This window comes from Halobacillus sp. Marseille-P3879 (assembly GCF_900240285.1).
Taxonomy (GTDB): domain Bacteria; phylum Bacillota; class Bacilli; order Bacillales; family Halobacillaceae; genus Halobacillus_A.
Window position 1 is genome coordinate 1290649 of the sequence record NZ_OESS01000002.1, and the last position, 18551, is coordinate 1309199.

15 protein-coding genes and 1 other annotated feature are annotated in these 18551 nt (G+C 41.0%); of the genes, 9 read left to right on the forward strand and 6 right to left on the reverse strand.

Going from position 1 to position 18551, the window contains the following annotated elements; all coding sequences use genetic code 11:
- Positions 1–35 precede the first annotated feature (35 nt).
- Together C1A12_RS14430 and C1A12_RS14435 are read right to left on the reverse strand one after the other, a co-directional pair.
- On the reverse strand, positions 36–740 hold the full coding sequence (locus C1A12_RS14430) for a hypothetical protein (RefSeq protein WP_145997054.1): 705 nt from the start codon (positions 738–740) through the stop codon (positions 36–38).
- 494 nt (positions 741–1234) lie between these two features.
- Complete coding sequence (locus tag C1A12_RS14435) at positions 1235–2497, reverse strand: MFS transporter (RefSeq protein WP_101844947.1); 1263 nt, start codon at positions 2495–2497, stop codon at positions 1235–1237.
- A gap of 431 nt (positions 2498–2928) precedes the next feature.
- On the opposite strand from C1A12_RS14435, the gene C1A12_RS14440 reads away from it, so the two are divergent.
- Genes C1A12_RS14440 through C1A12_RS14460 form a run of 5 tightly spaced genes read left to right on the forward strand, consistent with a single transcriptional unit; the run spans position 2929 to position 8930 of the window.
- On the forward strand, positions 2929–5016 hold the full coding sequence (locus tag C1A12_RS14440; RefSeq protein WP_101844726.1) for a bifunctional aldolase/short-chain dehydrogenase: 2088 nt from the start codon (positions 2929–2931) through the stop codon (positions 5014–5016).
- Between the two features lie 23 nt (positions 5017–5039).
- Positions 5040–5411, forward strand: a complete 372-nt coding sequence (locus C1A12_RS14445; RefSeq protein WP_101844728.1) for a sensory rhodopsin transducer — start codon at positions 5040–5042, stop codon at positions 5409–5411.
- A 27-nt stretch (positions 5412–5438) separates the two neighbouring features.
- Positions 5439–6659 (forward strand): L-rhamnose isomerase, encoded by a 1221-nt coding sequence (rhaI, locus tag C1A12_RS14450; protein WP_101844730.1) that lies wholly within the window; start codon positions 5439–5441, stop codon positions 6657–6659.
- Positions 6656–8146, forward strand: a complete 1491-nt coding sequence (gene rhaB, locus C1A12_RS14455; protein WP_101844732.1) for a rhamnulokinase — start codon at positions 6656–6658, stop codon at positions 8144–8146. The genes rhaI and rhaB overlap by 4 nt, the downstream gene beginning before the upstream one ends.
- Positions 8147–8165: 19 nt before the next feature.
- Positions 8166–8930: a DeoR/GlpR family DNA-binding transcription regulator gene (locus C1A12_RS14460; protein WP_101844949.1), complete on the forward strand. Its 765-nt coding sequence runs from the start codon at positions 8166–8168 to the stop codon at positions 8928–8930.
- A gap of 249 nt (positions 8931–9179) precedes the next feature.
- Here the strand turns inward: C1A12_RS14460 and C1A12_RS21250 are convergent, their stop codons facing one another.
- Positions 9180–9335, reverse strand: coding sequence for a hypothetical protein (locus tag C1A12_RS21250; RefSeq protein WP_200816593.1), 156 nt, complete (start codon positions 9333–9335; stop codon positions 9180–9182).
- Between the two features lie 124 nt (positions 9336–9459).
- A complete protein-coding gene (gene tyrS / locus C1A12_RS14465) occupies positions 9460–10731 on the reverse strand; it encodes a tyrosine--tRNA ligase (RefSeq protein ID WP_101844734.1) in 1272 nt (423 codons plus the stop codon).
- A gap of 55 nt (positions 10732–10786) precedes the next feature.
- Positions 10787–10996: a binding site (T-box leader), on the reverse strand.
- A 119-nt stretch (positions 10997–11115) separates the two neighbouring features.
- Here tyrS and C1A12_RS14470 point away from each other — a divergent pair.
- The 4 genes from C1A12_RS14470 to C1A12_RS14485 all read left to right on the forward strand — a co-directional run bounded on the left by C1A12_RS14470 (position 11116) and on the right by C1A12_RS14485 (position 16845).
- Complete coding sequence (locus tag C1A12_RS14470) at positions 11116–14235, forward strand: transglycosylase domain-containing protein (RefSeq protein WP_101844736.1); 3120 nt, start codon at positions 11116–11118, stop codon at positions 14233–14235.
- A gap of 137 nt (positions 14236–14372) precedes the next feature.
- Positions 14373–15023: a GNAT family N-acetyltransferase gene (locus C1A12_RS14475; protein ID WP_101844738.1), complete on the forward strand. Its 651-nt coding sequence runs from the start codon at positions 14373–14375 to the stop codon at positions 15021–15023.
- 2 nt (positions 15024–15025) lie between these two features.
- Positions 15026–15673 (forward strand): acetoin utilization AcuB family protein, encoded by a 648-nt coding sequence (locus C1A12_RS14480; RefSeq protein WP_101844740.1) that lies wholly within the window; start codon positions 15026–15028, stop codon positions 15671–15673.
- Positions 15670–16845 carry an acetoin utilization protein AcuC gene (locus C1A12_RS14485; protein WP_101844742.1) on the forward strand — a complete coding sequence of 392 codons (1176 nt, stop codon included), beginning with the start codon at positions 15670–15672 and terminating at the stop codon, positions 16843–16845. The genes C1A12_RS14480 and C1A12_RS14485 overlap by 4 nt, the downstream gene beginning before the upstream one ends.
- Before the next feature lie 64 nt (positions 16846–16909).
- Here C1A12_RS14485 and motS read toward each other — a convergent pair whose 3' ends face one another.
- Both motS and motP read right to left on the reverse strand, forming a co-directional pair.
- Positions 16910–17701, reverse strand: coding sequence for a flagellar motor protein MotS (gene motS / locus C1A12_RS14490; protein ID WP_101844744.1), 792 nt, complete (start codon positions 17699–17701; stop codon positions 16910–16912).
- On the reverse strand, positions 17691–18521 hold the full coding sequence (gene motP, locus C1A12_RS14495) for a flagellar motor protein MotP (RefSeq protein ID WP_101844746.1): 831 nt from the start codon (positions 18519–18521) through the stop codon (positions 17691–17693). The genes motS and motP overlap by 11 nt, the downstream gene beginning before the upstream one ends.
- Positions 18522–18551: the final 30 nt, after the last annotated feature.

Below are 18551 nucleotides of genomic sequence, written 5' to 3' on the forward strand. Positions count from 1 at the left end.
CAGAAAAGCCCCCGTTAGCTTAATAAGAATTGCAGCTAATTTCTATTCTGCGTCTGCTCTCTCACCATCTTGTTTATATCGCTCTTATACGGTTCTACTTTGTATAACCAATCTAAAATATTATCTATGTCTGTAACATTTGTGGCAGTAATTGATTGATAAGAATTATTGTAAGCTCCTTCATATTTATTTAAAATTTCTGCCACTAACTCAATAAGAAATCTTAAATCCCTTATTGTTATTGGAAATTCTTCCCCTAAAATATTGCGATCATCGAAGTATTTTTTATCTGCATGAGCAAAACTTCCATCTCTCCAAGCAAATACTCTATTCAATAAAGGTTCTTGGTCTGATAATTGTACCAATTGATATTCAAATAGTTGTTCTGTTATTCCGTCTGATGTTTTAATCTTTTCTTTAGCTGGTTTATTGAAAATAACTTTGTAATTTGCCCTAATGAAATTTAGGAAATTAAAGATAGTTCTTCCTTTTCGGTTTCTTTTCTCATAGATTTTAGCTATGCCTATAATAACACTGGATAATAATGATTCTTGGACAAGCTGGAAAAAAGCAGGTGACTTATTCAATATTTCTAAACGATCATTTCTTCTTTTTCTTATATGTACGTATAGTTTAAGAAAAGAATTAAGTGTAATTATTTCTTGAAATAATGATTCTTTATATGCTTCAAAGTGATTTATAATAGTATTTTCAGAATGCAGATTATCACCTCCCATCATTGTAGTACCTTAATTAATCTACGAAACAGTAATGATATAGTTTCAAAAAACAATCATTATCTCGAAACTGAGTCTTCCACTAACCTGCCCTATACTGGAAGACTCAGTTTCGAGATAAAGCAGATAAATTATGGTGTTGAACACTACAATCCATATGTGAAATTAGTGTCCAAAACTGTACTTTATACGGAAGACTCGCATTGGAGATATCGCCATGAAAGTATTAAAAAACGTACCAAAACGAAATACAATTTATATACTTCATAACTTTCATCACGAAAAAGTTTAGAACTAAAAGTTTGTTATTTGTATAAGCTTGGATTAATACAAAGTAATTCGATTTCAACCGATAATACAGACGGAAGTACAGTAATATAAAATTTTTTCTCCAAACACCTCCCCATCTTCAATCAACGATGTTAATTTAACTTTTCTAGCTAGAATATAAAGGGAGGTCTTTTTATAGAAAAGACCTCCCTGAGGAATATCCCAAGTTATTTAACTGCCTCTTTTTTTATAAGAGAAGGATCTTCTTGTGTGCCATATCGCTCTGCTTGAATTTCTTCCAAAGATTTTCCACGTGTTTCTGGGGCTAGAACCAGTCCTACGATCATATGAATAATGAGGAGACCAATCATAACAGCTCCTGCTGCTTGGAAACCAAGCGTTGTGATCATAATTGGAATGATAAGCGAGATCAATCCGACAAGCACACGTGCTGTGCAGAAAAGAAATCCCTGGGCAGCGGCTCGATACTTGGTATGGAATAGTTCTGCTGACCAAAGGCCATAAAAGGCTTGAGCACCAAACCCTGCTGCAAGTCCCCATAAAATAACAAAAGCAAGCAGTTCAAAGGTTCCCATACCGCCAAAGGATAAAATAATCCACGCGACAATCCCCATTCCAGCGCCTACGCTGAAGATCATCTTACGATTAACTTTATCGCCAAATTTAATGAAAACAAAATACGTAGATAGAACCGTCAATATCCATAAAAACGCTTGCAAAAGATTGGCTTGAGCAGAAGTCAAACCACCAACTGTTTCATAAATGTAAGGCATAAAGTAACCCATAACGCCGGCTACCATATTCCAAAATGCATAAACCCCTACAAGAAGTGTAATCGCACGCAGATTTGCTCGGTTTGTAAACAATTCTTTTAGGTTTTCTTTGTTGAAAATGCCATCTTGATTTGTGGCTTTTTCTTTTTTCTTTTGTTCTTCCCAAATCGAAGACTCATCAATTTTTCTTTGAAATAACCATGTAAAGAACGCGACTAAAAAGAGCTGGAAGAAAATAATTCGGCTTCCTAACAGCCCTAAAGGTGCCAAGGCTACAGAAAGTAATAATACGACAGCCGGTCCCATTGACCAGGCGAACTGCCCCCAGCCTACACGAGCGGCCCGTTCATTTTTAGGAGCTTCTTCTGCGATATAGGTCCAAGAAGGTGGAATGCCGGCTCCGACTGATATCCCAGTAATAATGTAACCTATTAAAAGCATTGGAAAATTAACAGAACAAGTAATTAATAATATCCCGAACATGTACACTAATAAATTGTATTTGTAGATAAATTTTCTTCCATAACGGTCAACTAGAAATCCACTTATTAATGCCCCTACGGCAGCGCCAAAACCATTAGCACTCAGTGCACCGAGCAGTCCAACTGTAGTATCAGTTAAACCAAGGTACTGCACCCATAAGGTTAACCCCGCAGCCCCAGCTACGATAGACCCGGCTTCTAAATAGTTGGACATAGAAACGGACAGCGTAGCTGCTAAACTTCCTTTCTCTACTTTCTTCAAATTTTTCACCCTTTCATAAAATTCTGTCGATTCAAACAAAAACGAAATAGCACCTTATTGTCTGGATAAGTGCTATTGTTTTGTTTTTGTTTGTTATAACTTTTGTTTGTTTTTGCATTTTACATTGTAAGGGCTTTCTTACATAACGTCAACTATAACTTTATTAGATTAATTCGTTATTTTTGTTTTTGCACGATTTTTATAAGCTAGTTTAGGAATTGAAATCAAAAAAATCAAACCATAACTAAATTAATATGGTCTAACTAATATATACGAAACTATGAATCCGCTAACATTTTTTAAAATAAAAGTATTCAAAAACAAAACAACATCTGTTATGATTATTTTTAGGAAAAACAAAAATTTAAAATCGGAGGTAAGAAATGATACAAGCATATGATACTGTTAAGAACAAATGGAATGATAAGGATGCACAACAGTTGCAAACAGGATTGGATGAACTGGTTTACCGTTCTAACTTGTTAGGGTCTGATCGTTCTGTATGTAACTTTGGCGGCGGAAACACTTCTATGAAAACTACAGAAAAAGATTTTCGTGGTCGTGACATAGAGGTTATGTGGGTTAAAGGCAGCGGTTCAGACCTTGCTACAATGGAAGCAAAGCATTTTACAGGATTGAAAATGGAAGACATTCGTCCCCTGCTCGAGCGTGAGGAAATGAGTGACGAAGAAATGGTTGAGTATCTATCCCACTGCATGATTGACAGCAAGCACCCTCGTTCCTCTATTGAAACACTTTTGCATGCGTTTCTACCTTTTAAACATGTCGACCACACGCATCCGGATGCCATTATCAGCCTTTGCTGTGCTGATAACGGATATGAAACAGCAAAAGAAATTTTTGGAGATCGTTTTGTATGGGTACCGTATGTCCGCCCTGGTTTTTCCCTTTCCAAAATGATTGCAGAAGGTTTACAGAATAACCCTCAAGCTGAACTTGTTCTTATGGAAAAACATGGGCTTGTTACCTGGGGAGAGACATCAAAAGAAAGCTACGACCGTACAATTGAGGTCATTCAAGAAGCAGAGAATTATGTTGCTCAAATGATCGAAAACCCATCTATTTTTGGCGGATCTAAATACGAAGAACTGCCAGCTCAGAAGCGCAAACAGACATTGGCAAAGGTGATGCCGATTTTACGCGGGGCTGTCAGTGATGAGAAAAAAATGATTTTAACCTACTCTGACGACGAGGAAGTACTCGAGTTTGTAAACAGCAAAAATGCTGAAGAACTTTCTCAGGTAGGTGCAGCCTGCCCTGATCACCTTGTCCATACAAAACGAGTACCGCTCTACATTGATTGGGATCCACAAAACGACGATACCGATCAATTAGCTCAAAAAATAAGAGACGGCGTATCCGCTTTTAAAGAAGAATATAAGCAGTATTTCGAACGTAATAAAAATGAAGGCGACGAAATGTTCGAAGCGGCTCCAAGAGTAATCTTGATCCCTGGTATTGGAATGATTAATTCCGGTAAAAACCTGAAAATGGCAAATGTAAGCGGCGACTTGTATCACCGTGCGATCGCTGTAATGAAAGGAAGCACTGCTCTTGGCGAGTTTGTCTCTTTGAACGAAAACGAGAGCTACAACATTGAATACTGGCCGCTTGAGCTTTATAAATTATCCTTAGCACCGGCCGAAGCGGAACTCTCCCGTCAGGTTGCATTCATTACTGGTGGAGCCGGAGGGATCGGGAATGCGGCAGCAGAAGAATTAATCGCACAGGGAGCGCACGTGGTTCTTGCTGATTTAAATGAAGAAGGAGCACAAAAAACTGCTGAAGAACTTAATAATAAACATGGTACCGGCCGTGCATTCGCGGTAAAGATGGACGTAACTGCAGAAGAGCAAGTACAATCCTCCTATCAGCAAGCAGCTCTTCAATACGGCGGCGTTGATATTATCGTTAATAACGCAGGACTAGCTACTTCCAGCCCTCTTGAAGAAACAACATTAAAAGAGTGGAATTTAAATATGAACGTTCTTGGCACTGGTTATTTCCTTGTCGCTCGTGAAGCTTTCAAACAAATGAAAGAACAAGGTACTGGAGGAAGCATGGTATTTGTTGGGTCTAAAAATTCCGTTTACGCAGGTAAAAACGCATCAGCCTATAGTTCTGTTAAAGCGCTTGAGGCCCACTTAGCACGGTGCATTGCAGCTGAAGGCGGAGAGCATGGCATTCGAGTAAACTCTGTGCTTCCAGATGCCGTCCTGCAAGGATCCAAAATTTGGTCTTCTTCCTGGAAAGAAGAAAGAGCTGCTGCGTATGGTATCCACCCAGATGAATTAGATGAACATTACCGCCAGCGGACGACACTAAAAGTTAATATTTATCCAAAAGATATTGCAGAAGTGATCGCTTTCTTTGCTTCTTCTAAATCAAACAAAACAACAGGCAGCATGGTAACCGTTGACGGCGGTGTTCCAGCCGCATTCGTCCGCTAACCATTTAGAGGGGAGAGAAAAATATGCAAGCAGATAATAACAGAAAAACCCATTGGATCATTCCCGATGGGTTTATCCCCCCTCAAAGCACAGGGGAACAGACGAGCCACGAATCGATTTGTGTATTAAACGCTAATGACAGTGATGCTCATCTTCACGTTAACATTTATTTTGAAGACAGAGACCCAATTGAAGAAATAGAAACAGCAGTAAGAAGCAAGCGCACCAGTCATATTCGTACGAGCAGCTTAGAGAAAGACGGGAAAACAATCCCGGCTGGTGTCCCTTATGCAATTGAAGTACAAAGTGATGTTCCAATTATCGTACAATACAGCAGGTTGGATTCTACTCAGCCTGCGCTGGCTTTAATGAGTACCATGGCATTCCCTTTGTAAAAAATATATATGAAAGGCTGTGAACCAATGAGCGATAAACATTACACCCTCTTTGAAGAGCAACAAAACCAGCGAGGAATCAATTTAAACAACGTAAAAGACAAATTAAAACAACTAAAAGTGGAAACGCCTTCATGGGGATTTGGCGATTCAGGCACCCGCTTTAAAGTGTTTCAGCAGGAAGGTATACCTCGTGATCCATTCGAAAAATTTGAAGATGCAGCACAAGTTCACCGCTACACAGGGATGAGCCCGTCAGTTGCGATTCATATACCATGGGATAAAGTAGATGATTATTCTAAATTAAAAAACCACGCAAGCAGTCTGGGCTTGTCGGTAGGAGCAGTAAACCCTAACTTATTCCAGGATGATGACTACAAATTTGGCAGTGTTACCAATACGAATCCCTCCATCCGCCGAAAAGCAACAGATCATTTATTAGAGTGCGTGGATATTGCGAAAGAAGTAGATTCCGATATTGTAAGCCTCTGGTTCGCTGATGGGACCAACTATCCGGGACAAGCGGATTTTAGACAAAGAAAACACTGGATGGAAGAATGCCTGCAGGAAATGTACGGGTCTTTAGATGATCATATGCGCATGCTGATTGAGTATAAGTTCTTTGAACCTGCCTTTTACCACACAGACCTTCCGGATTGGGGTATGGCTTACAATATGGCTATGAAGCTGGGACCACAAGCAGAAGTACTTGTAGATACCGGACACCACCCACAGGCCACTAACATCGAGCACATTGTTGCTTATTTATTAGACGAGAACAGACTGGGTGGCTTCCACTTTAACAGTCGCAAATATGCCGACGACGACTTGATTGTTGCAGCGCATAACCCTTATGAGATTTTCCTAATCCTTCATCAGATCATCTCTGCAGAAGATGGAACAGATGTGAAGGCCTCCAAGAATGCTGCCAACATCGCCTATATGCTCGATCAGTGCCACAACATCGAACCAAAAATCCCAGCCATGATCCGTTCCATTTTAAATGTGCAGTCTCTTTATGCGAAAGCCTGCCTCATAAACTTGGAAGAATTGCGGGAAGCCCAGAAGAACCAAGATGTTTTGGCAGCCGAGCAGACCGTAAGAGAAGCATATGAATGTGATGTGACACCTTTATTGCAGGCAGTAAGAGAAGAAATGGGCGTACCAGTTGATCCAATGAAGGCTTACAGAGAAAGTGGTTATGGGGAGAAAATCTTAGCCCGCGGTAAAGGCGGTGCAAGCTGGTGAGTGTCTTAGCGTTTGACTTCGGTGCAGGAAGCGGCCGGGCGCTTCTGGCGGATTTAAACGAGAAAACTCTTAATATACAGGAAGTGCATCGTTTCAACAACGAACCTGTCCAAGTTGGAAACCGGTTACACTGGGATATTTTACGGCTCTACCATGAAATCAAACAAGGTATTATAAAAGCAAAACAGACAGGTCGTCCACTTGAGGCACTAGCAATTGATACCTGGGCGGTTGATTTTGGACTTTTGGGAGCAGACGGCGAGCTGCTTAGAGCTCCTTACCACTATCGCGACCATCACACGGACGGCCTAATGGAAGAGATTCATGAACATACCCTTAGCCGGGAGAAAATTTTTCAGAAGACAGGGATTCAGTTTCTCCCATTTAACACCATTTACCAGCTCGCTGCTATGAAAAGAGACCGTTCCTCTGTTCTAGAGCAGGCTGAAGACCTGCTGATGATTCCTGATTTGCTCCGCTATTTTCTCACCGGTGAGAAAAAAAGTGAATTTACAAACGCTACTACGACCCAGCTATTTAACCCTAAGACACAAGAATGGGATCATGAACTGCTTGACGTTTTGGAACTCCCTGCTCACCTATTCCAGGAAGTAGTGAAGCCAGGTACAGTAATCGGACATTTAAGTCGGGAAGTGTGCAAAGAACTGGACGTCCCTCCTATTCCGGTAGTAGCTGTCGGTGAGCATGATACAGCTTCAGCTGTCGCAGGTGTCCCCGCTTTGGATGAAAGCTTTGCCTACTTAAGCTGCGGAACCTGGTCGCTTATGGGAACAGAAGTGAGTACCCCGGTCATGGATGAGCAAGCACTTCGCTGGAATTTTACTAATGAAGGCGGTGTGCAGGACACCTTCAGGCTTTTAAAAAACATTATGGGTCTCTGGATTCTTGAAGAATGCCGCCGTATGTGGAAAACTGAGGGAGATGCTGACTATGAAAGCTTGTTACAAGAAGCTCAGAAATCCCCTTCGTTTCAATCTTTTATCGACCCGGATGACATCCAGTTTTTAAATCCTGCCAACATGCCGAAACAAATTCAAGATTACTGCGCTCAAACTGAACAGAAAGTGCCCGGTACTAAAGGAGAGATCGTACGTTGTATTTTGGAGAGTCTTGCTCTGAAGTACCGCTATGTGTTTGAGCGTGCTGAAATTTTGTCCGGCAACTCCTTCTATGGATTGCATATGGTAGGCGGCGGGATCAAAAATGAAATGCTTTGTCAGTTTACTTCTAATGCCCTTGGAAAACCTGTGTGGGCCGGCCCTGCGGAAGCAAGCGCCATCGGCAACATCGTGATGCAATTCATTGCCCTCGGAAAGCTCAATGGACTTGGTGATGCAAGATTGTTAAATTTAAAATCAACAAGCATGCAATACTATTTTCCAGAAGAGCAAGACTTCTGGGACAAAGCATACATGGATTTTTGTGTTAAAATTGGAGTAAGTAATGGAACAAACCTTATCAAGTAATAGGAAAGTTGGTAAAAAAGTGCTTGTTGCAGAAAGATATGAACAGATCTTGCGTATGGTAGATGAAAAAGGAAGCATTCGTGTCTCTGAATTGAGCCGGCAATTCGGGGTCACTGAGGAAACCATCCGAAGAGACCTCGATCAATTGGAAAAAGCAAATAAACTCAGACGCAGTCATGGCGGAGCTGTATCTTTAAAACAAGAAAAAACAGAATCACCCTATTTTGAAAGAGAAATTAAAAACATCCATTCAAAAAGAAAATTAGCAAAAGAAGCAGTAAACTATGTGGAAGAAAATGATAACATTATTCTAGACGCTAGTTCTACAGCCTGGTACATGGCTAAGGAATTACCAGATATCCCTTTAACCATTCTTACAAATTCCATTAAAGTAGCAGCTGAGCTTAGTGATAAAGGAAATATCCAGGTGGTGTCTACCGGCGGGTTGCTGTCTTCTAGATCTTTATCATTTGTCGGACCCTTAGCTGAACGCTCGCTGGATGAATACCATGTAGATAAGGCTTTTCTTTCCTGCCAGGGAATTCACTTGAAAAGAGGCCTGAGCGATTCCAATGAATTACAAGCGCATTTGAAACAAAAAATTATTGAAGTTGCAGATAGCGTGTATTTACTTGTTGACCATAGTAAATTCGGGGTTCAGTCCTTTGCAAGAATTGCAGGATGGAAAGAAATCGATAAGGTTTTAACTGACGCCCAAGCAAAAGCTGAAGACATTCAACAGTTAAAAGAAATGCAAGTTAACGTTCAAAAACTTATGGAGTAAAAGGGCCAGGAATAAGTATGAAGGTAAGTGCTTCTCGCGTAATAATCCCGAGATGATCTTCATTACTTTTGAAGAATACGGTTTGAATGGAGTCGCGGTAAAAGAGAAGCTTATTCTTTAACAAACGCTCTATGTACAAAGGGTGTTCATTGTTTTTGACCTCTTCCCTGGTTAATAAAAGTATTGAAGAAGACCCCCCTCAAAGGAGTGCCCCTTTTGAAGGGGGTCTTCATTTATACATAGCTCTGCTTATTGTGAGTTTTGCTGCATGCCGCCTGCCATTTTAGCAGCATTCTGAATAACACTTGTCAGCTGATTGGACTGACCTGTCATCATGCTGTAAGTTGCAGCACCAATACCTACAGATGCGACAAGCGGAAGCCAATGAATATTGTTATTTTTCATTATTAATATCCTCCTCACATGTTTTAAGTGGAGCCTTTATATTCTGACTCAGTTCAGCTTAAATATAAGTGTTAATCCTTGCCTGTAAAAAAGCCCCGTGTACATGTACACGGGCCTCCCTCCACTATGAACTATAGCGAATTAGAAAATATTTTTTCTTCCCACGGCGAATTATGGTAAAACGATCTTCAATCCGATCTTCTGCTGAGATGGAATGATTTAGATCCTGGTTTCTTTCTCCATTAATATAAATAGCCCCATTCTTAATGTCTTCTCTAGCCTGTCGTTTGGATGAAGAAATATTAGCCTCTACAAGTAGTTCAATAAGCGAAGAATCTTTCTTATCGGTATCAAATGCGGGCACATCTTTAAATCCCTGTTCAATTTCTGAGCCTGTCAATTCCTTGATGTCTCCACTGAATAAGGCCTTAGAAATTCTTTCTGCCTGTCTCAGTGCTTCCTCATCATGAACCAGCTTTGTCATTTCTTCAGCAAGTCGCTTTTGAGCCACTCGTTTTTCAGGCTGGTTTTCCACTTCTTTTTCCAGCTCTGCAATTTCCTCGTGAGATAAAAACGTGAAGTATTTGAGGAATTTAACAACATCGCGGTCATCAGCATTGATCCAGAATTGGTAAAACTCATAGGGAGACGTCTTATCTCTATCCAGCCAAATAGCTCCTCCTGCTGTTTTGCCAAATTTCGATCCATCCGCTTTTGTAATGAGAGGCATAGTCAACCCATAAGCTTCCACATCTTTTTCACCGGCTGCTGAACGGCGAATTAATTCTAATCCGGCTGTAATGTTCCCCCACTGATCGCTTCCGCCAATCTGCAGTGTGCAGTTTTCTTTTTCATTTAACTTTTGAAAATCCAAGGACTGAAGAATCATATAACTAAATTCAGTAAAACTGATTCCGCTCTCAATGCGGGATTCAACGGAGTCTTTAGCCAGCATATAGTTTACCCCAAAATGCTTGCCTGTATCACGCAAGAAGTCGATTATTGTCATTTTTGATAACCACTCATGGTTATTACGGGCAACCGCTGCATTTTCTCCTTCATCAAAATTTAAGATTTTTGCTAATTGGTCCTTAAGTTTCTCACTGTAATGATGGACTACCTCCGCAGAGTTTAACTGACGCTCCGTTGAACGTCCGCTCGGATCACCGATCATTCCGGTTCCTCCGCCGACCAGCGCAATCGGTCTGTGTCCAGCCTGTTGAAACCTTTTAAGAAGTAGTACAGGCAGCAGATGACCAATGTGCAGACTATCCCCCGTAGGGTCAAATCCACAATAAAGAGTTACTTGCTTTTCCGTTAAATGTTTTCTAAGACCCTCTTCATCGGTAATTTGATTAACCAGTCCTCTTTTTTCTAAATCCTGCAAAATATCCATGGTTTGGCTCTCCTTTGCTATAATTTCCCAAACAAAAAAGACCTCTCCCCAAATATATAGGGACGAGGTCTGTTCGCGGTACCACCCTGATTGCATAGAAATACTATGCCGCTCAAATTGATAACGGTGCCTACACCGTCTTCCGATTCATACCAGAAGAATGCTCCTGACCGTATTTCAAACACTAATTTGTACTGACTTGCACCACCCGTCAGCTCTCTAACACAGGGAATAGTCTTTTACTGCAATCATTCATCGCTCATTTTAAACTGTATTATATTATTAGCATATTACTGATTAAAAAGCAACAAATTTTATTATCGAATCATGTCCGTTAAGCACGGCGTGTGTTATAATATAGGGTGGATATTAGGAGGTTTTGCAATGTCGAACAACCCAAAGAAAGAACGGAATAAAGTGGATTGGAAATCGCTCTGGCAAAGCGGCAAAATCCAGAAAAACAGCAGGATCGGTTATGAAGTTGCCTGGAATGTGATCTTATTTTTTATCATTATAGGTATTATTGGTTTATTTTTTGCCGGTGGTGTTGGAGCAGGATACTTTGCTTCACTTGTCAAAGATGAGCCGACACGAAGTCAGGCTGACATGGAAGAAGATATCTACAACTACGAAGAAACTTCTGAAGTATATTTTGCTGAAGAAGAGTTCCTCGGGGATGTGCAAACGGATCTTTACCGTGAAGAAATTGCGCTCGAAGATGTTAGCAGTAACTTAAAAGATGCCGTTATTGCAACCGAGGATGAATATTTTAACACCCATGACGGAGTCGTACCTAAAGCGGTAATGCGTGCAATGGTACAGGAAGCCACTAACTCCTCAGTTAAGACAGGAGGAAGTACGCTTACTCAACAAATAGTGAAAAACCAAATCTTAACGAATGAAGTATCATTTGAACGGAAAGCAAAAGAAATACTTATAGCCATGAGAGTGGAACGTTTTTTCGAGAAAGATGACATTCTCGAAGCATACTTAAACATTGTTCCCTTCGGGCGGAATGCGAATGGCGATAACATAGCCGGGGCTAAAACAGCCGCTGAAGGTATTTTTGGCGTTTCTCCCGAAGATCTTGAAATTCCTCAAGCTGCGTTTATTGCCGGGCTTCCGCAGAACCCTTTCAGTTACACCCCGTTCCTGAACAACGGAGAAGTAAAATCTGAAGAAGCTTTACAGCCTGGTATAAACCGAATGAAAGACGTGCTGAGCCGTATGCATGAAGCCGATTATATTTCTGACGAAGAATACGAAGAAGCGCTTGAATTTGATTTAGTCGGCAGTTTAACTGAACCTACAAGTAAATCAAAAGACGAATATCCTTACCTTACCGATGAAATACAAAGGCGGGCAAAAGACATTATGGTAGAGCAGCTTGCCAAAGAAAACGGTGACTCAATGGAAGACTTAGAAGAAGATGAGGAACTGATGGAAGAATATGACGAACTTGCCGAGAGACAATTGAGCTCAGGAGGCTACAAAATTCATACGACCATCGACAAAGAAATTTATGATGTCATGCAAGAAGTTAAAGATGAGTACAACAATTACGGAGCAAACCGTACCGTGTCGCTCCAAAATGAAGAAGGTGAACTGGTTGAAACAGAAATTCCAGTTCAAGTCGGAAGTACTCTGATTGAGAATTCTACCGGCAAGATTTTTGGTTTTATTGGCGGACGTGATTTCGAAGAACAGCAATTAAACCATGCTACACAAGCGAATCGTTCTCCCGGCAGTACAATGAAGCCGCTGGTCGCGTATGGCCCTGGTATTGACATGGGTAAACTTCATCCGGGGTCAGTATTAGCTAACGTCCCTTATAAATATCCTGGAGGCACTGACGTCAGTAACTATGGCGGTGGTTATGGAGGACTTACATCAGCTAGACAAGCCCTTACGGAATCGTCAAACGTACCTGCCGTTAAAGCTTATATGGAGATTATCGATGAGAACCCAGCAAAAAACTATCTAGATAAGATGGGTATTACGACGTTAAATGAGGAACAATATACCAACCCATCATTAGTCCTCGGCTCTGCAGACGTAACAATCGAAGAAAACACCAATGCTTATGCTACTTTCGGTAATAACGGAAAGTTTGTTGATGCTTATATGATTGAAAAAATAGAGACAAAAGAGGGCGAAACCTTTTATGAGCATGAAAGTGACGAGGAAGAAGTCTTCAGCCCGCAGTCTTCCTATTTAACCATTGATATGATGCGTGATGTCCTTGATTCAGGTACAGCCTCTTCTGTACCGGGTCAACTTACCAATCCAGGTGTAGATTGGGCAGGGAAAACAGGGACTTCACAGGAATATAAGGATGCATGGTTTGTAGCTACAAACCCTAACGTTACGATAAGTTCATGGATTGGCTATGATTTTCAGGAACAGCTTAATAGCAGCGGGTACAGCCAGCGAAACACAGGGTTATGGGCAAGAATTGTTAATGCAGTGTCTGAAGTACGCCCTGACTTAATGGTCCCAGAAGGCAACTTCGAAAAACCCGAGGGAATTGTTAATCGTTCCTACTGCGCCACTTCTGGTCTGTTAGCATCAGATCTCTGTGAGTCCGCAGGGCTTTCTAAAAATGACATGTATATATCTGAATTTGCTCCATCAGAAGAAGATGACAGTTTAATGGATGGAGAATTCGTTGATATTAAAGGGGATATTTATCCTGCAGGTGACAATACTCCCAGTGAATTTATTATAGATGAAGGCAGCGGGGTAATTATTAAACCTGAGTTTCTTGAGGAAAATGATTATGATTCCTCAGATATTTTAGATCATTTAATCCCTGGTTCAAGTACATGGGATAATGTGGCACTGCCTTCAGGAGAAGGTTCAGCTACTTCTTCAGGCGAAGTAGATAACGATGGCGGTTCCCCGTCAGCACCCGGTTCTGTATCCGCCGACTCTTCTACTATCAGCTGGTCTGAATCCTCCAGTGATGATGTAGTAGGCTATCGAATTTATCGATCATCTTCACCTGACGGCTCCTTTTCAAGGATTGGGAGTACGAGAGGTACGAGTTATGATTATTCGGGAGACGATGGCATATACGCTGTTCGTGCAGTTGATTATTTTGGAGGAACATCGAGCCTCTCCTCTACAACAGAAGTAGGTAATCCTGGTGAACCCCAAGAAGATGACCAATCTGAGAGTGATTCTAACGATAACCGTTCCGGTAACGACTCTAATAACAATAACTCAGGAGACAACGGCTCAGGTAATAATGATTCCCAAGATAATGATTCTGATGACGATAACTCGGAAAATAATGACGAAGAATCAGGCGACGAGTCAAGCGAAGAAAACTCAGAAAACAATGAATCAGATAGTGAGAACTCAGAGGAAGAAAGCTCAAGTAACAACGAGTCGGATTCCGAGAATAATGAATCTGAGGAAAACAACTCAAATAATGAAGATGAGGAATCTGAAAACGAAGGATCAGATAACGACGATGAAGAAACCGATGATGACAACTAAATAACCATGAATGTTGACCTTTAAACTCCAGTCCAAACGGGCTGGAGTTTTCTTTAGTTATCCCCTTAAAAACAACCTATGTTCATGTATAATGAAAACTATGGAAGTTCTCATTTCTTTAGACAGGTGGTGACGCTGTGAAACATAAAAAAACTTTTAATGAGCAGACATTTCAAACAGATTACGGACCAATGACCATCCAGGGACCTTTATCAGCAGAACAGCTTAGCGAATATTCTTTTCACGAAGATTTGAATGCGTTCCGACCGCCAGGTAAGCAGTTTGAAGCTTTGAAAAGCATTGCAGGCTTTGATGAAGGAAGAATTATTGCAGCTACACATGAACAGACCATTATCGGCTATGTGACTTATCTTCATCCTGACCCAATGGAAAGATGGTCTGAAGGGAATATGGAAGACCTGATCGAGTTAGGAGCCATTGAAGTCGTGCCTCAGTTTAGAGGCTTTAGGGTAGGATCCAGGATACTGGAGCTTTCCATGCAGGATCCCTTTATGGAAAACTATATCATTATCTCTACTGAATACTACTGGCACTGGGATTTAAAAGGTACAAAGCTGAGTATTTGGGATTACCGACGGGTTATGGAAAAGATGATGGGCGCCGGTGGACTGACCCCTTCTCCAACAGACGATCCCGAAATCATTTCTCATCCCGCAAACTGCTTAATGGTTCGAATCGGCAAGAATGTACCAGAGAAATCCATTGAGCAATTTGACGAATTAAGGTTTTTAACGAGAAATCAATATCGTAAAGTAAAGGGGGACTAATTATGCTTGTAGAAGAAGTTATGAAAACGGAGGTATTAACTTTAACACCTTCTGATCCTATTGAAGCTGCAATCAAGCTATTAAACGATAACCACATTCGTCATATTCCTATCATAAACGACCGAGACTATGTGATTGGTATCGTTTCTGACCGGGATGTACGCGATGCCAGTCCATCAGTCCTGGATGATACATCAGAAAACAGGCAGTTGAAAAAACCGATCGAGACTATTATGACGAGTCCTGTTATTACCGTACATCCCCTTGATTTCGTAGAAGAAGTTACTTCAATTTTTTACGAACATGAAATTGCATGTGTTCCCGTTATGAAGAATGATAAGCTTGTTGGAATAATAACAGAAAAAGATATGCTTCATACATTGATTCAACTAACAGGGACCCACGTTCAAAGCTCTCAAATTGAAGTAAAAGTCATTAATAAACCAGGCATGCTCCCTCAAGTTATGCAAGTGTTTGGAAAGCGTAAAGTCAATATAAGCTCAGTCCTTATCTATCCCTACAAGCCGGACTCTGACTATAAAATTATCGTTATCCGTATTCAAACTATGAATCCGTTACCCACAATTGAACACTTAAAAGGGGCTGGATATGAAGTACTATGGCCTAAAATGCCGGGGATGTCCTCATGAAATGTGATTCTAAATTTATCTTTACAGATGAATTCACGAACTATAAATTTCGTGATGACCATCCATTTAACCAGCTTAGAGTCTCGATGACGAAAGATCTTTTAGAGAAAGTAAACGTATTGAACAAAGATCATCTCATAAAACCGAGACCAGCCACTGAGGAAGAATTGAAGCTTTTTCACAGCGCAAAATATATTGAAGCTGTGAAAAGAGCCAGTTGTGAAGGGTTGACAGAAGACGAAGGACTGGAATATGGGATTGGCACCGAAGATACCCCTATGTTTACGGGTATGCACGAAGCTTCTTCTCTGCTCGTAGGGAGCACGCTGAGCGCAATTGATGAAGTCATTGAGGGAAAGGCCGATCACGCTCTCAACTTAGGAGGAGGACTTCACCATGGATTTGAGCGTAAAGCATCGGGCTTCTGTATTTATAATGATGGAGCCGTAGGAATTAAATATATCCGCAAGCATACGGATTACAAAGTTCTTTACGTAGATACTGATGCTCATCACGGGGATGGCGTCCAGTGGGCTTTTTATGACGACCCTAATGTATGCACATTCTCCATCCATGAAACCGGCCGCTATTTATTTCCCGGAACAGGGAACGTGAACGAGCGCGGATTGAAACAAGGTTATGGTTATTCTTTTAATTTACCAATCGATGCTTTTACAGAAGATGAATCATTTCTAGAGTTATATGAATACGCTTTCAGAAGAATAGTGGACTACTTCAAGCCCGACATTATTATTACACAAAATGGGGCAGACGCTCACTACCTGGACCCGTTAACTCATCTATGTTCCACTATGAAAATTTATGAAGAAATACCTAAAGTGGCTCACGAATTAGCCCATGAGTTCTGCAACGGCAGATGGGTGGCGTTAGGAGGAGGCGGATATGATATTTGGAGAGTTGTTCCCAGGGCTTGGGCTCAAATTTGGAAAATAATGCTTACAGGAGAAGCATTTACAGGCAAACTGCCTTCAACCTGGCAAATGGAATGGCAGCCTCTTTCCCCAGTAAAACTGCCAATGGAGTGGAGTGATCCTGACGATCCCTATCAAGCCATACCAAGAAAACAGGAAATCACAGAGAAAAACAAAAAAGTACTACAAAACTGTATGCAATTTATCCACAACCAGAATAGGTATAATTCTTCTATGTAAAAAGAATATCCTATCAAAGCATAGAAAAAGTGACTCCCACATTACATATGGGAGTCACTTTTATTTAAGAGGAGTAGTCCTCATCTAAAATCACAATTTCGACACGGCGGTTCTCCTGCAAATTCTCTTCACTATCATTAGGCGCAACTGGACGAGTATCCGCATATGCCGCTGCGGAAAGCCTCTCACTTTGAAGGTCGTCATTATCGTTCGTTAAAAAGCGGATCACACTGCCCGCCCGAGCTCCTGAAAGCTCCCAATTTGAAGGGTACTCTACCGTGGAAATTGGACGGTTATCCGTATGACCTTCAATCTTTACATCATTGGGGATAGACTCAAGCAAGCTTCCTACTTTTGATAAAAACGGTTCTCCAGACGATAATATGTCTGCTTCTCCTGTCTCAAAAAGGAGTTTTTCCTGCAGGACTAATACTACCCCTTGCTCTGTTCTGGTAGCAGAAATAATATCCTGTAATTCATTATTGGCAAGAAAATCTTCTACTTCTTTTAAAAGTTCGTCTAAATCTTCTTCCTCTGATTTCTCTTTTTCCCCTTCAGCATCCGCTTGAACATCAGAACCTTCTATACGTTCATCATTCTCATTCGTATCTTCACCATTTTCTTCCAGTTTTGACTGGTTGGTCGGATTATCATTTTCTACAGGGGAAGGATAAAAGTCAAAAATCATCTGATTTCGAAAAGACTCAGCAACAGCTTCAAATTTCACTTGATTTATTTGAGACATTGAAAATAGCAGAATAAAAAAAACTAGAATTAACGTAATCATGTCAGCATACGTGGTCATCCACTTAGGTGAGCCCTTGGTCCTCTGTCTATGTCTTCTTCTAAGCTTCATTAGCAGCTTCCTTTACCTGTTCTGCTTCTTGCTTTTCGGAAGCCTCCACCCTTAATTTATCTTCTTCAGAAAGAAAAGCGCTCAGCTTCTCTTCTAAAATTTTTGGGTTTTGTCCTGATTGGACTCCTATAACTCCTTCAATGATAATCTGCTTTGCAAAAATCTCCTGATCTGTTTTGTTGGCCAATTTTCCGGCCATCGGCAGAAAAACGAGGTTCGCAAGCAGGGTCCCATATAAAGTGGTAAGGAGTGCAACAGCCATTTTGGGACCTAATGTTTCTGGATCAGTTAACGACTGGAGCATTAAGACAAGACCAATCAATGTACCAATCATACCCCACGCGGGAGCATATTCCCCTGCTTTTTCAATAATTGTACGTCCCCTGTAATGACGTTCCTCAAGCGCTGTAATCTCTGCACTTAAAATATCATTGATAACATCGGGCTCAATACCATCCACTGCCAGGAGGACCCCTTTTTTTATATATGGGTCTTCCACATCTTCAAGTTCTGCTTCTAACGCTAATAACCCTTCCCTTCGTGCCCTCTCCGATAAACGTACGAATAACTGGATGAGTTCACGAACATTCATATCATTCTTCTTAAATGCTTCTTTACTGACACGGAAAGTAAGTTTAATCTCGTTGAAATTAAAGTTTACTAATAATGCAGCTGCTAACCCGCCCAGAACAATCACAACTGAGGAAACTTGCATAAACGAAGTGACACCATCTAAGCCTGCATTTGTCAGGATACCAAACATCACCATAATAAACCCAAGAGTTATACCTATTGGAGTTAGGAAATCTCTTTTACTCATTTAACTCTCTCCCCGATTGATAAATACCAT

Coding starts and splice junctions, on each gene's coding strand:
- C1A12_RS14430 (WP_145997054.1), bottom strand. CDS start 740: ATGATGGGAGGTGATAATCTGCATTCTGAAAATACTATTATAAATCAC.
- C1A12_RS14435 (WP_101844947.1), bottom strand. CDS start 2,497: ATGTCCAACTATTTAGAAGCCGGGTCTATCGTAGCTGGGGCTGCGGGG.
- C1A12_RS14440 (WP_101844726.1), top strand. CDS start 2,929: ATGATACAAGCATATGATACTGTTAAGAACAAATGGAATGATAAGGAT.
- C1A12_RS14445 (WP_101844728.1), top strand. CDS start 5,040: ATGCAAGCAGATAATAACAGAAAAACCCATTGGATCATTCCCGATGGG.
- rhaI (WP_101844730.1), top strand. CDS start 5,439: ATGAGCGATAAACATTACACCCTCTTTGAAGAGCAACAAAACCAGCGA.
- C1A12_RS21250 (WP_200816593.1), bottom strand. CDS start 9,335: ATGAAAAATAACAATATTCATTGGCTTCCGCTTGTCGCATCTGTAGGT.
- tyrS (WP_101844734.1), bottom strand. CDS start 10,731: ATGGATATTTTGCAGGATTTAGAAAAAAGAGGACTGGTTAATCAAATT.
- C1A12_RS14470 (WP_101844736.1), top strand. CDS start 11,116: ATGTCGAACAACCCAAAGAAAGAACGGAATAAAGTGGATTGGAAATCG.
- C1A12_RS14480 (WP_101844740.1), top strand. CDS start 15,026: ATGCTTGTAGAAGAAGTTATGAAAACGGAGGTATTAACTTTAACACCT.
- C1A12_RS14485 (WP_101844742.1), top strand. CDS start 15,670: ATGAAATGTGATTCTAAATTTATCTTTACAGATGAATTCACGAACTAT.
- motS (WP_101844744.1), bottom strand. CDS start 17,701: ATGAAGCTTAGAAGAAGACATAGACAGAGGACCAAGGGCTCACCTAAG.
- motP (WP_101844746.1), bottom strand. CDS start 18,521: ATGAGTAAAAGAGATTTCCTAACTCCAATAGGTATAACTCTTGGGTTT.